General features: G+C 68.2%; 16 protein-coding genes. 10 read left to right on the top strand and 6 right to left on the bottom strand.

Annotation, left to right across the window (positions count from 1 at the left end; translation table 11 throughout):
* Window positions 1-4 precede the first annotated feature (4 nt).
* From RM50_RS11870 to RM50_RS11840, 7 genes are all read left to right on the top strand, one after another.
* Entirely contained in the window at window positions 5-1,336 is a 1,332-nt protein-coding gene (locus tag RM50_RS11870; protein ID WP_043452830.1) for a M50 family metallopeptidase, read from the top strand.
* A 91-nt stretch (window positions 1,337-1,427) separates the two neighbouring features.
* Window positions 1,428-2,114 carry a hypothetical protein gene (locus tag RM50_RS11865; RefSeq protein ID WP_043452828.1) on the top strand — a complete coding sequence of 229 codons (687 nt, stop codon included), beginning with the start codon at window positions 1,428-1,430 and terminating at the stop codon, window positions 2,112-2,114.
* Window positions 2,115-2,279: 165 nt separating this feature from the next.
* The gene (locus RM50_RS11860; RefSeq protein WP_043452826.1) at window positions 2,280-2,879 is read left to right on the top strand and encodes a hypothetical protein; all 600 of its coding nucleotides are present in this window, start codon (window positions 2,280-2,282) and stop codon (window positions 2,877-2,879) included.
* Between the two features lie 94 nt (window positions 2,880-2,973).
* The gene (locus RM50_RS11855; protein WP_043452823.1) at window positions 2,974-3,267 is read left to right on the top strand and encodes a YciI family protein; all 294 of its coding nucleotides are present in this window, start codon (window positions 2,974-2,976) and stop codon (window positions 3,265-3,267) included.
* A gap of 34 nt (window positions 3,268-3,301) precedes the next feature.
* Window positions 3,302-4,468, top strand: coding sequence for a flavodoxin-dependent (E)-4-hydroxy-3-methylbut-2-enyl-diphosphate synthase (gene ispG, locus RM50_RS11850; protein ID WP_043452822.1), 1,167 nt, complete (start codon window positions 3,302-3,304; stop codon window positions 4,466-4,468).
* Complete coding sequence (locus RM50_RS11845) at window positions 4,431-5,321, top strand: GNAT family N-acetyltransferase (RefSeq protein WP_043452820.1); 891 nt, start codon at window positions 4,431-4,433, stop codon at window positions 5,319-5,321. Before ispG ends, RM50_RS11845 begins: the two co-directional genes overlap by 38 nt.
* 52 nt (window positions 5,322-5,373) lie before the next feature.
* The gene (locus tag RM50_RS11840; protein WP_240471947.1) at window positions 5,374-6,117 is read left to right on the top strand and encodes a hypothetical protein; all 744 of its coding nucleotides are present in this window, start codon (window positions 5,374-5,376) and stop codon (window positions 6,115-6,117) included.
* Between the two features lie 79 nt (window positions 6,118-6,196).
* Here the strand turns inward: RM50_RS11840 and RM50_RS11835 are convergent, their stop codons facing one another.
* Genes RM50_RS11835 through RM50_RS11825 form a run of 3 tightly spaced genes read right to left on the bottom strand, consistent with a single transcriptional unit; the run spans window position 6,197 to window position 8,462 of the window.
* Window positions 6,197-6,865 (bottom strand): TetR family transcriptional regulator, encoded by a 669-nt coding sequence (locus tag RM50_RS11835; RefSeq protein WP_430929408.1) that lies wholly within the window; start codon window positions 6,863-6,865, stop codon window positions 6,197-6,199.
* Window positions 6,862-7,614: an ABC transporter permease gene (locus RM50_RS11830; RefSeq protein ID WP_043452817.1), complete on the bottom strand. Its 753-nt coding sequence runs from the start codon at window positions 7,612-7,614 to the stop codon at window positions 6,862-6,864. The genes RM50_RS11835 and RM50_RS11830 overlap by 4 nt, the downstream gene beginning before the upstream one ends.
* Window positions 7,614-8,462 carry an ABC transporter ATP-binding protein gene (locus tag RM50_RS11825; protein ID WP_430929407.1) on the bottom strand — a complete coding sequence of 283 codons (849 nt, stop codon included), beginning with the start codon at window positions 8,460-8,462 and terminating at the stop codon, window positions 7,614-7,616. Before RM50_RS11825 ends, RM50_RS11830 begins: the two co-directional genes overlap by 1 nt.
* A 446-nt stretch (window positions 8,463-8,908) precedes the next feature.
* Here RM50_RS11825 and RM50_RS11820 point away from each other — a divergent pair, with 446 nt between their 5' ends.
* Genes RM50_RS11820 through RM50_RS11810 form a run of 3 tightly spaced genes read left to right on the top strand, consistent with a single transcriptional unit; the run spans window position 8,909 to window position 12,960 of the window.
* Complete coding sequence (locus tag RM50_RS11820; RefSeq protein WP_043452815.1) at window positions 8,909-10,720, top strand: proline--tRNA ligase; 1,812 nt, start codon at window positions 8,909-8,911, stop codon at window positions 10,718-10,720.
* The gene (locus tag RM50_RS11815) at window positions 10,717-11,511 is read left to right on the top strand and encodes a sulfite exporter TauE/SafE family protein (protein ID WP_043452814.1); all 795 of its coding nucleotides are present in this window, start codon (window positions 10,717-10,719) and stop codon (window positions 11,509-11,511) included. The genes RM50_RS11820 and RM50_RS11815 overlap by 4 nt, the downstream gene beginning before the upstream one ends.
* A gap of 54 nt (window positions 11,512-11,565) precedes the next feature.
* Window positions 11,566-12,960 carry a pyridoxal phosphate-dependent decarboxylase family protein gene (locus RM50_RS11810; RefSeq protein WP_043452812.1) on the top strand — a complete coding sequence of 465 codons (1,395 nt, stop codon included), beginning with the start codon at window positions 11,566-11,568 and terminating at the stop codon, window positions 12,958-12,960.
* Between the two features lie 26 nt (window positions 12,961-12,986).
* Here RM50_RS11810 and RM50_RS11805 read toward each other — a convergent pair whose 3' ends face one another.
* The 3 genes from RM50_RS11805 to RM50_RS11795 all read right to left on the bottom strand — a co-directional run bounded on the left by RM50_RS11805 (window position 12,987) and on the right by RM50_RS11795 (window position 16,041).
* Entirely contained in the window at window positions 12,987-14,027 is a 1,041-nt protein-coding gene (locus RM50_RS11805) for an aminoglycoside phosphotransferase family protein (protein ID WP_043452947.1), read from the bottom strand.
* Window positions 14,020-14,817, bottom strand: a complete 798-nt coding sequence (locus RM50_RS11800) for a VIT1/CCC1 transporter family protein (RefSeq protein WP_043452811.1) — start codon at window positions 14,815-14,817, stop codon at window positions 14,020-14,022. The genes RM50_RS11805 and RM50_RS11800 overlap by 8 nt, the downstream gene beginning before the upstream one ends.
* 129 nt (window positions 14,818-14,946) lie before the next feature.
* Entirely contained in the window at window positions 14,947-16,041 is a 1,095-nt protein-coding gene (locus RM50_RS11795) for a DUF4439 domain-containing protein (protein ID WP_052260192.1), read from the bottom strand.
* Window positions 16,042-16,139: the final 98 nt, after the last annotated feature.

Below are 16,139 nucleotides of genomic sequence, written 5' to 3'. Positions count from 1 at the left end.
CTCAATGACCCCTGTCCTACTTTTCATCCTCGGCGTTGTCTTCGTCGCCCTTGGCATTGCCGCGTCCATCGCGCTCCACGAGGTGGGGCACCTGGTGCCCGCCAAGCTCTTCAGGGTGCGGGTGACCAAGTACATGATCGGTTTCGGGCCCACCCTGTGGTCGCGCCGCAAAGGCGAAACCGAATACGGCGTCAAGGCGATCCCGCTCGGCGGCTACGTCTCCATGATCGGCATGTACCCCCCCAACAAGGAGGACGGTTCCGTCCGGCCCTCCAGTACGGGGATGTTCCAGACCCTTGCCACCGAGGCCCGCTCCATGGCGCACGAGGAAGTGGGCCCAGGAGACGAAAACCGCGTGTTCTACCGCCTCCCGGTCTGGAAAAAAGTCATCATCATGCTCGGCGGTCCGGCCATGAACATGATCCTTGGCGTGCTGCTCACCGCCGTGCTGCTGATGGGCTTCGGTGTCGCCACGGCCACCACCACCATTTCCGATGTCTCCAAGTGCCAGGTGGCCGCGGGACAGACCGTGGATCCCAATTCCGCCGACTGCCAGCTGACGCCCGCCGCTGCGGCCGGCCTGAAGCCCAATGACACAATTACCTCCTTCGACGGCCGGCAGGTCACCAGCTGGGACCAGTTGACGGAATGGATCCGGGCCTCCGCCGGCAAGGACGTAGCCATCACCGTGGAGCGGGACGGCAGCCAGGTGTCCACCACGGTCACCCCTGTCCTGTCGGCCCGGCCGGTCATGGGTGCGGACGGGCGGCAGGCCACGGACGCTGCGGGCAACCTGCAGTACCAGGACGTCGGATTCCTCGGCATCGGTGCGCAAACGGCGCTGGTGCCCCAGCCGGCGTCGTCCGTCCTGCCCATGGCCGGGGAGAACATCCGCCAGGTGGCCGGCGTTGTCTTCAACCTGCCGGCCCGGGTTGTGGGCGTCGCCAAGGCCGCCTTCAGTGAAGAGCCACGCGATCCCAACGGCCCCATCAGCGTGGTGGGCGTTGGCCGGGTGGCCGGCGAGGTGGCGGCCATGGAAGCCGTGCCGCTGCAGTCACGGGTGGCAACGCTGGTTGGCCTGCTCGCCGGCCTGAACTTCGCCCTCGCTGTGTTCAACCTGATCCCGTTGCTGCCGCTGGACGGCGGCCATGTCGCCGGGGCGTTGTACGAGGGCGCACGGCGCTGGGTTGCCAGGCTTCGCGGCCGCCCCGATCCCGGCGCCTTCGACATCGCCAAGCTGCTTCCCGTCACCTATGTGGTTGCGGCCCTCCTGATGGGAATGAGCGCGCTGCTGATCTACGCGGACATCGTCAAGCCAGTCAACCTCTTCGGATAGCCATCCCTGCTTCGTCAGACAAAAACAGTTGATTACCGATAATCAGCCAAATTTGATTGATCGTGTGTGATCAGCCGTATATGGTTGAGTCATGTTCGTCATGACCATCGACCAACGCGGAAGCACCGGAGACAAGGACCGGGTTCCGGCCCTGCTTGCCGAGGTTGCGCGGCTGGACCTGGCGGATGCGGAGCCGCCCGTCTTCGACCGCTCCGTCGGGGATGAAGTCCAGGGCGTGGTGCGGGACCCGTCCGCGGTGGTGGAGATCGCCCTGCACGCCCTCCGCGGAGGACGCTGGTACGTCGGGATCGGCGTCGGAACCGTTTCGTTGCCCCGCGGCGGCAGCCCCCGGGAAGGATCCGGAACGGCTTTCGTTGCGGCACGGAAAGCCGTGGAACTCGCCAAGGGTGCCGGCTCCCAGGTTCCATTGTCGGTGGTGCCGGGCATCATGGCAGGGGAAAGCGGCGGCGGAAGCCAAGCCGGGAAAGGGGTCCAGGAGTGTGCCAATGCCGAAGCCGTGTTGCGGCTGCTCGGCCGGCTCGTCCAGGAACGTACCGAGGCGCAGTGGCGGGTGGTGGATGCACTCCGCCGCCTGGGCCCGGGCAGCGCTGGGCCCGGCCGGCATGGAAGCCAAAAGCGCGTGGCGCAGGAACTTGGAATTTCGGAGCAGTCGGTGAGCCGTACCGTGTTGCGGGCCGGGTGGCAGGAAGAATGGGCAGCCAGGCCGGCTGCTTCCATGCTTCTGGACCTGGCCGACTCGCAACTGGCCCAGGCTTGAAGGAATCCAGGCCTGAAGGAATCCGGGCCTGAAGGAATCGGAGCTCTGGGAGGGGACCGCCCCGGAAGAGGTCCGGCCACGTGAGGAGGCCTGGCCCCGGAACGGGTTTGGCCCTGGCGGAGGCCGGTCCGGAACCCCCGCCGGACCGCGGAACAAAGGAGACAGGTGAGCGCACTTTGGGTGGCTTTGGCCCTTGTGGTGGCTGGCTTTGCCGGCTGGCCCGTCACGGCACTGGTGTTCAAGCTGGCCAGGACCATCGATGACAAGGCGGACGCCGCCAAGGCTGCGGAGGATTCCCGCCGGGCGGAGCAGGACCCTTCCGCCGATGTCACCGTGGATGATCCCTCCCGCGCACCCGCCGACGGGACAGTCGTTCCCCGCACCCCAGCCGATGGATCCCAGGCCACTGCAGGCGGCGCCACCGGCCCGGGCGGCGCAGGGGGCCAGGCCGTGGACGGCGAGTTGAGCGCCCCGCCCGGCCACACGGCGTCGGACGGAACTGCCGCCGCTCCGGCCCAGCCAACCCAGCGGATCCTGCGCGGGGGAGCCATCATCGGCGTGCTCGAACGGCTGGGAGTATGCCTTGCCATCCTCGCCGGCCAGCCGGTGGCCATCGCCTACATCGTCGCCATCAAGGGCCTCGGCAGGTTTGCCGAGCTGAAGGAGACGCCGGTGGCCGCCGAACGGTTCATCATCGGCACCCTCACCTCCATGCTGTGGGCGGCCGGAACCGCCGCAGCAGCCAAGGTCCTCTTCCTGCAGTGAGCTGCGCCGGGTGCCGCTCCATTTCGCGTGCAGGACCCCTCGCCGGACCCGGATCGGTGCGCTGGCAGGCCTGCCATGGCGATAGGGTAGCGGTATGACAGTTTTTGCCGTTGAGTACGTTTATGCCGCAGACTCCACCGAAACCCGCAACGAGGTCCGTCCCGCCCACCGCGAATGGACCGGCGGCCTGGCAGAGGATGACGTCATCGTGGCAAGCGGCCCTTATGGTGACGGAGCAGGTGCCCTGCTGATCTTCAAGGCATCGGACGAAGCCGCCCTCAACTCGATCCTCAAGCAGGACCCTTTTGCCGCGGCCGGCGTGATCGCCGGAACCCGCATCACCGAATGGTCTCCGGTAACCGGCATCCTGGCCGGGATTGCCGCGTAGCCGCCTTTTCACCCTTTCAACTCAAGGAGTCCACGTGACCTCGGTCAGCCTGGGAATGCCGTCCGCACCACCGCCCGTCCTTGCCCCCCGCCGCAAGACGCGCCAGATCAAAGTCGGCTCGGTAGGCGTAGGATCCGACTACCCCATCAGCGTGCAGTCCATGACCACCACGCCCACCACGGACATCAACGCCACGCTGCAGCAGATCGCCGAACTGACGGCGTCCGGCTGCGACATCGTCCGCGTTGCCTGCCCATCCGCCGATGATGCCGAGGCACTGCCCATCATCGCCAGGAAGTCCCAGATCCCCGTCATCGCGGACATCCACTTCCAGCCCAAGTACGTCTTCGCAGCCATCGAAGCAGGTTGCGCGGCCGTGCGGGTAAACCCCGGCAATATCCGCAAGTTCGACGACCAGGTCAAGGAGATCGCCGCGGCCGCCAAGGACCACGGGACCTCCATCCGGATCGGCGTCAACGCCGGCTCCCTGGAACCCGGCATCCTCAAGAAGTACGGCAAGGCCACTCCCGAGGCCCTTGTGGAGTCTGCGGTCTGGGAAGCGTCGCTCTTCGAAGAACACGGCTTCCACGACTTCAAGATTTCGGTCAAGCACAACGACCCCGTCATCATGGTCGCGGCCTACGAAATGCTGGCCGAAAAGGGTGACTGGCCCCTGCACCTCGGTGTTACGGAAGCCGGCCCTGCTTTCCAGGGGACCATCAAGTCGGCCACGGCGTTCGGGGCGCTCCTCTCGCGCGGCATCGGCGACACCATCCGCGTGTCCCTCTCCGCCCCGCCGGTGGAGGAGATCAAGGTGGGCAACCAGATCCTCCAGTCGCTGAACCTGCGGCCCCGGAAGCTGGAAATTGTGTCCTGCCCCTCCTGCGGCCGGGCCCAGGTGGACGTGTACACTCTGGCAGAACAGGTCACGGCCGGTCTGGAAGGGATGGAGATTCCGCTGCGCGTGGCCGTCATGGGCTGCGTCGTCAACGGCCCCGGCGAGGCGCGCGAGGCTGACCTTGGAGTTGCTTCCGGCAACGGCAAGGGACAGATTTTCGTTAAGGGCGAGGTCATCAAGACTGTTCCGGAGAGCGCCATTGTTGAGACACTGATCGAAGAGGCCATGCGTATCGCGGAAGAGATGGGGGAGGCCGATGGCGAAGATGCTGTCAAGGGTAGCCCCGTGGTTAGCGTCTCGTAAGGACGTTGCCGATCCCGCGGGGTTGTCCGTCCGTACCCTCGACGGGCAGGACACCCCCGCGCTGACGTCGCTGGCCCTGCAGGACCCGGTGGCCAACGTGTTCATCCTGGCCCACCTCCGGGCCACAGGGACGGCGGCACCCACCAGCGGCGGTGCCGGCGTCATTGGAATATTCGACGACGGCGTGCTGGCGGGCGCGTGCTGGGCCGGAGCCAACCTGGTCCCCGTCCAGCTCGATCCCGCACTGGCGCCCCTGGTAGCGCAGGCCGCCAACAGCTCCGGGCGCAGGTATGCGTCCGCATTCGGTCCCGCCGAAGCAGTGTTGGCCCTCAACACCGAGCTGGCGGAGCTGGGCCACCACGCCCACGAAGTCCGCGGGGACCAGCCCCTGATGGTCATCGAAGGTGCCCCCCAGGTGCAGGCCAATCCCGGCCTTGCCCAGGGAAACCTCGCCGACTTCGACCGAATCCTTCCCGCCTGCGCCGCCATGTTCGAGGAAGAAGTCGGCTATTCGCCCTATTTGGGCGGCAGGGAGTTCTACAGCCGCCGCGTGGAGGGCCTCATCAGGCAGGGCCATTCCCTGGTCCACCTCAACGAAGCCCGCGAGGTGGTGTTCAAAGCCGAGCTCGGAGCAGTGACCGAGGACGTCACCCAGGTCCAGGGCGTCTGGATGAACCCGGTCTTCCGGGGCCAGGGACTGAGCGCCGGGTACATGTCCGCCGTGGTGGAGCAGGCCCAGAAGATCGCCCCCGTCACCAGCCTCTACGTGAACGGCTTCAATACCAGGGCCAGGTCCACGTACGAACGCGTCGGCTTCCGCCAGGTGGGGACATTCGCTACAGTTCTCTTCTAGCCGGCGGCCGCCGGCGCACAGCTGCATATTGGGGGAAAAATTGAAGACGTCCGTGCTGGGAACTTTTGGGGCCTCGGCCCTGTTGGCCATCTCCGTATCCGCCTGCGGGGGACCGGCTGCCCCACAGGCCGCGGACTCTTCCCCGGCACCCCGGGCAACCACGGCGGCCCCCACCCCAACAGCCACGCCCACCCCAACGCCCACCGCCAAGGCATACACGGCGGAAGAGTTGGCTGCCATCGTCGGCCAGGTCAGGGATGCGGCCGACCGGAGGCTGTCCGTCCTGCCCAGCGGGGACATCGCCACCACCCTGGAGCAAACCAAGGCCATGCTCGCCTCCATCGACGTCAAGCCTGCCGAGTGCAAGGAGCTCGCTGCCGCCAGTACGGTGCCATCGGTTGACGGCGCGGCCATGGCGGTCGGTATGAGCACTGATAACGGCACCGGTGCGGCCACTGCTTTGTCACTGGTGGCAGGCCTGGACCAGAGCTTCCTGGCCAAAGTCACAGACTCGCCGCAGCAGTTGGCGAAGTGCCCCTCGATGACCATGACTGCCTCGGGGATGGAGATCGCCGTTACCGTGAAAGCGGTGCCGGGGGTCAGTTCAGTTCCCGGTGCTGTTGCGTACCGCACGGACAGCACATTGCCTGACGGCCGCACACAGTCCACCGTCACGGCCCAGGCGGTCCGGCAGGGCGTTGTCCTTACCTCCGTCGCATCCGGCGGCGCAAGCGAGGCCGACGCCGTGCAACGGGCGGGCGCCCTGATGGACGCCGCTGCCGCCCTGATCAAATAGCAGGACCGTGAGCAGGCAGCCGGCCCGGCCTCGACCCTGATCACCCAGGCCAGCCCCTGGCGTGCTGTAACCCGCTCCGTCAGGCGAGGGGGCCGGTGAGGTACCGCTGCACGTTCGGGGCCACGAGCCGCACAACGTCCTCGGGCGCAGCGGAGGCCAGCGGCTCCAGCCGGACAACGTAGCGGACCATCATCAGTCCCACCACCTGGGTGGCCACGAGGCTTCCACGCAGCGCGACTTCCTCGGGTGTCCCGGAAACGCCCGCCATGATCCTGCTGATCACCCGTTTTGCCACCATGTCCCGCAGCAGGGCCGTTTTGGCCTTGGACCCGACCGTGCCACGGAGGAAAGCCAGCAGGCCGGCCTGGGCCGGGCTCTCCCAGAGCCGGAGGACCGTCCTGACAACCAGTTCCGCCCGCCGGTCGGGGGCCGTGCCCGCCATGCCCGCCAGGACCGTCTCCGGGTCGGCAGGCAGCTCCACGCTGAGCGCGAAAAGCTCGTCCTTGCCCGTGAAGAAATGGTGGATCATGGCCGGATCCACTCCTGCACTGCGGGCAACCTGCCGCAGGCTGGTGCCCTCGAAGCCATGTTCGGCGAAGAGTCTGCGGGCGGCGTCCAGGATGTGGTCCCGGGACTCCGTGGTGCCGCCGCGGCGTCCCCTGCGGGTGGAAGTTGGTCCGCCGCCGGCCGTTGCGGAACGGACCCTGCCGGGCCGGTCCGGGCTGCCGGCGGAATCCTCCAGCCTCACGTCCGCCGCCGCAGCGTGAGGGCGGAGAGCACCAGGACGCCCAGCGCGATGGCCGCCATGGCCAAGGCGTCCTGCCACAGCCTGCTGGTCGCCTCCGCGTGGGCCGCTATCTCCTGGAGGGCATCCACCGAGAAGGTCAGGGGCAGCACATTGGACACTGCCTCCAGGACATCGTTCATCCGTTCCCGCGCCACGAACAGGCCGCACAGGAGGATCTGCGGCACCACCACGACCGGCATGAACTGGACCGCCTGGAACTCGGTCCGGGCAAAGGCCGAACAAAACAGGCCGAGCGCCACGCCCAAAACCGCATTGATCACCGCGATCAGCACCACATAGCCCGGTGCTCCGGCGATATCCAGGCCGAAGACCCAGTAGGCCACCGCGGTGGCCACCAGCGACTGCAGTGCGGCCATCAGGGAAAAAGCCAGGCCGTATCCGAAGAGCAGATCGGCCTGGTGCACGGGAGTCGTCAGCAGCCGCTCCAGCGTCCCGGACGTGCGTTCCCTCAGCATGGTGATGGAGGTGACCAGGAACATCACCACGAACGGAAAGATTGCCAGCATCATTAGGCCCACCCGGTCGAAGGTGCGCGGCACGCCGGGCGGGAGGGTCTCGTTCTCGTAGAGGAAGTACACCGCCGTCAGCAGCAGTGCAGGCACCACCAGGATCATGGCGATGCTGCGGTGGTCGTGGCGCACCTGGCTGAGCACCCTGCGCGCCGTCGCCAGCATCATCCGGACGTCCATTACCGCACGCTCCTGTTCTCTTCCATCCCCGCACCGCCGCCGCTCCGCGAGGCGTCCTGCCCGGGCGGCCTTTCGCCGTCGTACTCTTCCTGCTCCCTGATGATGGCCAGGAAGGCCTGCTCCAGGTTGCTGCTGTGTCCCTTCCTGCTGAGCCCTTCCGGCGTGAGGTGGGCCAGGAGCCGCCCGTTCCGCAACAGCAGCAGTGTGTCGCAGCGGCTGGCCTCCTCCATCACATGGCTGGAGACCAGGAGTGTTGTGCCCGCCGCGGCCATGGCACGGAACCGTTCCCACAGGTCGGCGCGCAGGACGGGATCCAGGCCCACGGTCGGCTCGTCGAGGACCAGCAGCCGGGGATGTGCCACCAGGGCACAAGCCAGGGACACGCGGTTGACCTGCCCGCCGGACAGGTCGGCGGCTTTCCGGCGGGCCAGGGGTTCAAGCCCGACGGCGGCGATCGCCTCCGCCACGTCGGCTTTGCCTTTGCGGTGCATCGCTCCGAAGTAGCGGACGTTTGCCTCCACCGTCAGGTCGGGGTAGACGCTGGGGGACTGGGTCACATAGCCCACCTGCCGGCGCAGGGCGGCGCTTCCGGCGGGCAGCCCCAGCACCTGGACGGTCCCGGCGGAAGGCCGCTGCGCCCCCACGATGGTCCGCATCAGGGTGGTTTTGCCGCTTCCGGACGGCCCCAGCAGGCCGGTGATCTGTCCGGCGGGGACCGTGAAGTCCAGTCCATGAAGCACGGGCTGCCGTGCAAGCCGCACAGCCAGTCCGGTGGCCACGATGGCATCTGTCCCGCCACCGGCATGGGGGCCGGGCTGGGCGGTTGGGGGTGCTGAAGGGTGGGACACGGCTGCCTCCGGATGCTTTGCCAGGCGGCCCGGGAAGGTGGTCCCGGAATTCATCACCTGATGAATTAAAAGCTAGGCGCCGTCATGGAGGGGGTCAACAGGTTTAACGTCAAAACACTTGTCAAACGTGTGCGCGATCACATAAGTTCGATCTAGCTGCGCTGGAAGTGGCGTGGGCGGTCTCACCAGTCCTCACCAGTACTCAGGCGATAACGGCGTTGGGCCACGCCCGGATGCGATGACCAGCCTCACTGGGGGGCCAGGGGCTTTGTATATTCCGGGCGTGGCCCTACTGTGTCCGGGGTCCGTGACCGGCCGCCCGATGGCCCGGGGCCGGGAGGCGCGCCAAGGCAGGTCCATGCCCAAGGTCGTGTGCCGGTAGATTAGTACCCAGACGAAATTGCCCGGCGTGCTGACCCAGCACTTCCCCAGAAACGGATACACCCGTGGTCCTACGACTGTCCCAGCTTTTCCTGCGCACCCTGCGCGAAGACCCCGTCGACGCCGAGGTTGCGAGCCACAAACTCCTGGTCCGCGCCGGCTATATCCGCCGGGCCGCCCCGGGCATCTACACCTGGCTGCCGCTGGGATTGAGTGTCCTGCGCAAGGTCGAGGAAATCATCCGCGAGGAAATGGCAGCCATCGGCGCGCAGGAAGTCCATTTCCCGGCCCTGCTGCCCCGGGAACCGTACGAGGCCACCAACCGCTGGACCGAGTACGGCGAGGGCCTGTTCCGGCTCCAGGACCGCAAGGGCGCGGACTACCTGCTGGCCCCCACGCATGAGGAAATGTTCACGCTCCTGGTCAAGGACCTGTACTCGTCCTACAAGGACCTGCCGCTGAGCCTGTACCAGATCCAGAACAAGTACCGCGACGAGGCCCGCCCCCGCGCGGGGCTCCTCCGCGGCCGCGAATTCATCATGAAGGACTCCTACTCCTTCGATGTGGACGACGCCGGCCTGGACGCCAGCTACGCCGCGCACCGCGCCGCCTACCTGAAGATCTTCGCGCGCCTGGGGCTGGAGGTGGTGCCGGTGGCAGCCACCGCAGGTGCCATGGGCGGGTCCAGGAGTGAGGAATTCCTGTTCCCCACCGAGATCGGCGAGGACACCTTCGTCCGCTCCGCCGGCGGGTATGCAGCCAACGTCGAGGCCGTCACCACCGTGGTCCCCGAAGACATCGACTTCAGCAACGCCCCGGCGGCGGAGGTCCTGGACACCCCGGACACCCCCACCATCGAGACTTTGGTTGCCGCTGCCAACCAGATTGCGCCGCGCGCAGAGGCCGACGGCGGCCCCTGGGCTGCGGCTGACACGCTCAAGAACGTGGTGCTCGCCGTGACGCTGCCCACCGGTGAGCGGCAGCTGGTGGTCATCGGCGTTCCCGGCGACCGTGCCGTGGACCTCAAGCGCGTCGAAGCAAACATCGGCGCTTTCCTGCCGATTGCGGGCGAAATCGGGCTTGAACAGGCCGGCGAGGAAGACCTCAAGAAGCAGCCGCTGATCGTCAAGGGCTACCTTGGCCCCGGCCTCTCCCTGGATGAACCGCTCCTCGGAGCCGAAAGCGCCACCAAGCTGCTGTACCTGGTGGATCCGCGCGTCGTCAGCGGAACCGCCTGGATCACCGGCGCCAACGAGGCCGGCAAGCATGTCTTCGGGCTGGTGGCGGGCCGGGACTTCACCTGGGACGGCGTGATCGAGTGCACCGAAGTCCGTGCGGGTGACCCCTCCCCGGACGGTTCCGGCCCGCTGGAAACCGCCCGCGGCATCGAGATGGGCCACATCTTCCAGCTCGGCCGCAAGTACGCCGAAGCCCTGGACCTCAAGGTGCTGGACCAGAACGGCAAGCAGGTGGTGGTCACCATGGGTTCCTACGGCGTCGGCGTTACCCGTGCGGTGGCCGCCCTGGCGGAGGCAAACCATGATGACCGTGGTCTTGTTTGGCCCCGTTCCGTGGCGCCCGCCGACGTGCACGTGGTTGCCGTGGGCCGCGGTGACGAGATCTTCCAGGCCGCGGAGAAGCTCTCCACGGAACTGGAAGAAGCCGGGCTGTCCGTGATCTATGACGACCGTCCCAAGGTTTCGCCCGGCGTGAAGTTCGGCGACGCCGAGCTGGTGGGCGTTCCCACCATCCTGGCTGTGGGCCGTGGCCTGGTGGACGGCGTGGTGGAGATCAAGGACCGCCGCAGCGGCGAAGCCGAGAACGTTGCAGTGGACAAGGCCGTCGACTACGTGGTCAACGCCGTCCGCAACCAGTGATTTCCGGCTTCGAATCGATCCAGCCCGCCACCATCATCCTGATTGTGGTGGCTGGATTCGCAGCCGGCTGGGTTGACGCAGTGGTGGGCGGCGGGGGACTTATCCAACTCCCCGCGCTGCTCCTGGTGCCCGGCATCGCGCCCGTCCAGGCGCTGGCCACGAACAAGATGGGCTCCATCTTTGGCACCGCCACCAGCGCCGCAACGTACTACCGAAGGGTGGGCCCCGATCTCAGGACGGCCGTTCCCATGGCGGTCATCGCCCTGGCCGGCAGTTTTGGCGGGGCAAGCCTGGCGGCCACGCTGCCGGCAGGAGTCTTCAAGCCCATCATCGTGGTGGCGCTGGTCGCCGTCGCGCTTTTCACCGCCCTCAGGCCCAGCGTCGGGGAGCTCACGGAACTGCGGCACGCAGGGCACAGGCATTACGTCGTCGCGTGCCTCATCGGCGCGGTGATCGGCTTCTATGACGGCCTGATCGGCCCCGGAACCGGATCCTTCCTGGTCATCGCGCTGGTGTCGGCCATGGGCTACGCCTTCCTGGAGGCCAGCGCCAAAGCCAAGATCGTGAACATGGCCACCAATGCCGGCGCGCTGCTGTTCTTCCTTCCCCACGGGTCCATCCTGTGGGGAATCGGCCTGCTGCTGGGGGGAGCAAACATGGCCGGCGGCTACCTTGGCGCCCGTACCGCCGTGCAGCAGGGAAGCAAGTTTGTCCGGGTGGTCTTCCTGGTGGTTGTCGCGGCACTGATCGTCAAGCTTGGCTATGACGTGTGGCAGGAAAACTTCGGCTGATCCACCCCGGAAGCCGGCCTCGTAGCCGGACCGGCCCCGGCGTAGCATGCAGGTATGGCACACGGCGACGACGACGGGTATGCCGCGGCACTGGCGGCCGCAGCCGGGCACGCGCAGGATTGGCTGGCCAGCCTGGCCGGCCGGGCGGTAGGACCAAGCGAACATGCCGCCGGGCTTGTCCGGATATTCGGCGGCCCCCTGCCGAAAGCGGGAACGCCGCCCGTTGACGTCATCAACTTCCTGGCCAAGGAGGCCGAGCCCGGACTGATGGCCATGCCCTCGGGCCGCTTCTTCGGATGGGTGATCGGCGGGACCCTGCCAGCGGCCCTGGCGTCCGACTGGCTGGTCAGCGCCTGGGACCAGAACGCCGGCCTCCGGTACGCGACTCCCGCCACCGCCGCGATCGAGGAAGCCGCAGGGCAGTGGGTGCTGGAACTGCTGGGCCTGCCGGCCACGGCCGACGTCGGATTCGTCACCGGTGCCACCATGGCCAACTTCACGGGGATGGCGGCTGCCCGCTGGCGGCTGCTTGCCGACGCAGGCTGGGACCTGGACCGGGATGGCCTGTTTGGCGCGCCGCGGATCCGCTGCTTCGTGGGACGGGAGCGGCACGACACCGTGGACCTGGGACTGCGGTACCTGGGCCTCGGAAAGCCGGAGCAAATCGACGCCGACGGCCAGGGCCGGCTGGTCCCCGCTGCCCTGGACGCGGCCCTTGCCGCGGGGAACGGACCCGCCCTGGTCTGCCTCCAGGCCGGGAACCTGCACTCCGGTGCCTTCGATCCCTTCAGGGAAGCCATCGCCGTCGCCCATCAGCACGGCGCCTGGGTGCACATCGACGGGGCGTTCGGGCTCTGGGCCGCCGCTGCCCCGGAACTGCGGCACCTGACCGACGGTTTCGCGGAGGCGGACTCCTGGGGCACCGATGCGCACAAGACCTTGAACGTGCCGTACGACTGCGGCATCGCCATTGTCCGTGACCCCTCGGCCCTGCGGGCTGCGATGGGACTGCACGCCAGCTACCTGGTCCATGATGCCGAAGGCCCGGGAGACCCGTTCGAGAAGGTTCCCGAACTGTCCCGCAGGGCGCGCGGCGTCCCCGTCTGGGCGGCCCTGAAAAGCCTTGGCCGGGACGGCGTGGCAGCGCAGGTGGGAGGCATGGCTGCGGCCGCCACAGCCATCGCGGAGGGCATGGCAAGGCTCGACGGCGTCGAGGTGGTCAACGACGTCGGTTACACCCAGGTGTCACTTGCCTTCGGAGACGATGAGACCACCCGCAAGGTCACCGCCCGCATCATCGAGGACGGAACGGTATGGATGTCCGGTTCCCGGTGGCGCGGCCGTGACATCCTCCGGGTTTCCGTGAGTAACTGGCAGACTGCCGGGGAGGACGTGGCCACGGCCGTGGAAGCCGTCCGCAGCGCCCTCGCCGCCGTGCGGAACCCCTGACCCGTTCAATCCTCCCGCAGGCCCGGCTATCCACCCTGTCCGGGTTCCGGCAGTGCGTGGGGATGCGGCAGGTCGGCCAGCGTATCTCCGGCAAGGGTGCTGGCCACCCAGAGGGACCGGGCGAGGTCGCCCCGGTGGCCCTTGGCGGCGTACCACAGCGCGTTCTCCACTTCCCGGGCAACTCCCCACTGGCGGGCCACCTCGGGGTCCAGGCCGGCGGCGGTGCTGACGTCATGGCAGCGGCGGAGCAGTGCGGCTCCGGGGTGTGCCTCCGGGAGGTCGCCCAGCCGGTTCCACAGCAGCGGTGCCACGGCGAATTCGGGCTCGCCGATCATCGGCTGGGGATCGATTGCGGCGTACGCCGCCGCGCCGGCCGTGGCCCCTGCGTCTGCACTGACCGGGCGTGCCAGGATGTTCAGGAAATGCAGGTCGGTGTGGACCAGTACGTCATGGGCAGACCGGCGTCCCACCGCGCCCCGCGTTTGGCAAACTTCCAGGGCGGCCTCCAGGAGCCACCTGGGAAAGGGCCGGCCCAGTTGCTCCCATTCGGCCGGCAGCTCATCGCTCCACTGCTCCGCCCGGGCGGCGATGTGTTCGAACTCCTGCCACCCGGGCCGGTGGTCTGGCGCAAGCCCCAGCTGCCGCACCAGGCCACCCCACACCGGCACGGCATCGTCCATGGCAAGACCGGCAAGCGACCGCCCGGCGTCGAGCCGTTCCAGCAGCATGGCGCACGTCCCCGGATCCGATGCCAGCAGGGCAACGGCGCCACGGCCCTCCCAGAGCGCCAGCGCATGCCGTTCCACCAGCGCCTCATCATGCGGAAATGCGATTTTGAGGGCCGCCGGTGAGCCGTCGTCCTGCCGCACCGGAACCACGATGGCGCCGTGGCCGTGCCACGGCTGGCCGCCTGGAGCCAGGTCGACGTCCAGATGCCAGCGCTCCACCAGGTCGGCCAGCAGGCCTGGCAGGCTGCTGAGCCAGCCCCGCCCCGCGCTGCTGCGTCCGTACCGTGCTTCGAGGAACGCAGGGACCGGGACCGCATGGGGCAGCGTGGGCTCAGACAACACCGGAGGCACCCAACAGATTGCCGATCGCGAAGGTCGCCGCAAGGGCAAGGGCGCCGCCCACCACAACCCTCACGGCGGCCTTGGACCGTGAACCGCCCCCGATCCAGGCTCCAAGCGCTCCCGTCAGGGCAAGTGCCACCAGGACTGAGGTGAAGGTCAACGGGACACGGATGCCCGGTGGCGGAAGGAGGATGGCCAGCATGGGCAGGATGGCCCCAATGGTGAAAGCTACAGCGGAGGCGAAAGCCGCATGCCAGGGGCTGACGATGTCTGCCTCGTCGATATTGAGTTCGGCGGACAGATGCGCGGCCAGGACATCGTGGTCCGTGAGCTCGCGGGCCACCGTGGCCGCCGTTTCGGGGGAGAGGCCCTTGGCCTCATAAATGGCGGCCAACTCTGCCAGTTCAGCCTCGGGCTCCTCGGCCAGTTCCCGGCGCTCCTTTTCGATCAGGGCACGCTGGCTGTCCCGCTGGCTGCTGACGGAAACGTACTCGCCCAGGGCCATTGAGACCGCGCCGCCCACCACTCCTGCTGCTCCGGCAGCCAGGATGGGACCTGCCTCGGAGGTGGCCCCGGCCACGCCCACCACAATGGCGGCAACGGACACAATGCCGTCGTTCGCGCCCAGGACACCGGCGCGCAGCCAGTTCAGCCGGTGGGCGATGTCATTGCTGTGCGGTTCCGTCTCACGATGGCTGCTTAGTTCCTGCCCGGCAGCAGCAGTTTCCCGGGCAGCGGTTTCCTGGGCAGCTGCCTTCTCCGCATCGGCCGGTTCGTCCGCGTTCATCCCTTCAGCAAACCATTCAGGCCTGCCCGGTGCCACCCTTTGCGGTTGCCTTTCCAAGGAGAAGACCGCGGCATCAGCCCACACGGGAGCACCGCAGCAGGAAAGACGGGACACGCGGAGGGCGCCGGTTCAGGATCCCGGTGAGGGGCCCGGGCCGGCGCTGTCGGCAAGGACCGGCAGCTGGTCAATGTCCAGCGCCAGGCCCGGGACGGGACCCGGGTCCGCGCCCCACCGTACGGCCCTGCCCGCAGCGGCCTGCAGTCCTGACAGCGCCCACTCCCGGTCGTGGCCCTGCGACACTGCCACCGCATCCCCGTAGGACGCCACTGTCGCTGCCTCCAGCCTGGCCAGCCCTGCGGCCGGCGCGGCGAGGAATCCGCCGTCGAGCACGTAGCCAGGCTGTTGCGGCGGGGCAGCACCGCACGCCAGGCGGAGGCGTTCTACGGCTTCGGCGGCCAGCTCTTCATGCCGGCCGAGCATTTCCGACGCCGGGCCCGCGTCGGTGGGGGCGAGCCGGGGAAGCGCTGCCTCGTAGCCGTAGATGGCTTGCTCTTCAACAGCGACGACGGCCGCCAAGGCCTGTTGGATGGTTGCGGACGCGCCGCCATCCGTAGCCCCGCCTGCGGACGCCGCGGACGGCGCCGCCACGCAGGGGGAAGCGCTCGAACCGGCCCCGGACGCATCACCGCCCGGTTCTGCCGGCGTGCCCTGCGGCGCCGGCACTCCGGCGGCCGCAGCGAGCCTCCCGGCCGCAAGCAGCTGGGCGGTGCCGGTCCCGGCCAGAAGGCGCGCCATGCCGCCGTCGGCCCCTTCCGCGTCCTTGACCCGGGCGGCGCCGCTCGCAGCCAGGCCTCGGACGAGCACCGCGATATCCGGAGGATCCGACGTCGCCGCGGCGGATGGGGCCGGCGAAGGCGCGGCAGTTGCGGGGGTGGGGGCCTGGAGCGCCCTGGCCTGGATGGTCAGCAAGGTCACAACCCCGTCCAACACGCCGGAATCAGCGGCTCCTGCGGCGGCGAGCCGCATCCCCACAGCCCGCAGATTCAAGGCCTCAGTGAACGCCGCGGCGCGGGCCCGCTCGGACAACGGAGGCTCGGGCGGCGCGGGTTCCTGCGCGGGAATCAGGGCGAAACCGAGGCTCAGGACCACCAGCGCGGCCAGGCCGCCGGCCGCCAACCGGAACGGGCGGATGCGTCGGGCGGAGTCCTGGGGGCGGTCTTTCACAACAGACCATGGTGTCATGCCGAGGGGGAACCCGGGTGCACCAATGGGCCGGTAAAATAGCTACGCTAGTAAACACCACATCATCTATAGGGAGGCGG

Origin of the sequence: Pseudarthrobacter phenanthrenivorans, from assembly GCF_000813845.1 — a bacterium.
Taxonomy (GTDB): domain Bacteria; phylum Actinomycetota; class Actinomycetes; order Actinomycetales; family Micrococcaceae; genus Arthrobacter; species Arthrobacter phenanthrenivorans_B.
The sequence above is the reverse complement of the archived record's forward strand: the minus strand, read 5'-3'. Positions and strand labels throughout refer to the sequence as shown.

Bases quoted from the DNA above. Each gene is read 5' to 3' on its own strand.
- RM50_RS11855 (WP_043452823.1), top strand. From the start codon at position 2,974: ATGACAGTTTTTGCCGTTGAGTACGTTTATGCCGCAGACTCCACCGAA.
- RM50_RS11830 (WP_043452817.1), bottom strand. From the start codon at position 7,614: ATGGACGTCCGGATGATGCTGGCGACGGCGCGCAGGGTGCTCAGCCAG.
- RM50_RS11865 (WP_043452828.1), top strand. From the start codon at position 1,428: ATGTTCGTCATGACCATCGACCAACGCGGAAGCACCGGAGACAAGGAC.
- RM50_RS11800 (WP_043452811.1), bottom strand. From the start codon at position 14,817: ATGAACGCGGACGAACCGGCCGATGCGGAGAAGGCAGCTGCCCAGGAA.
- RM50_RS11870 (WP_043452830.1), top strand. From the start codon at position 5: ATGACCCCTGTCCTACTTTTCATCCTCGGCGTTGTCTTCGTCGCCCTT.
- RM50_RS11810 (WP_043452812.1), top strand. From the start codon at position 11,566: ATGGCACACGGCGACGACGACGGGTATGCCGCGGCACTGGCGGCCGCA.
- RM50_RS11845 (WP_043452820.1), top strand. From the start codon at position 4,431: ATGCTGTCAAGGGTAGCCCCGTGGTTAGCGTCTCGTAAGGACGTTGCC.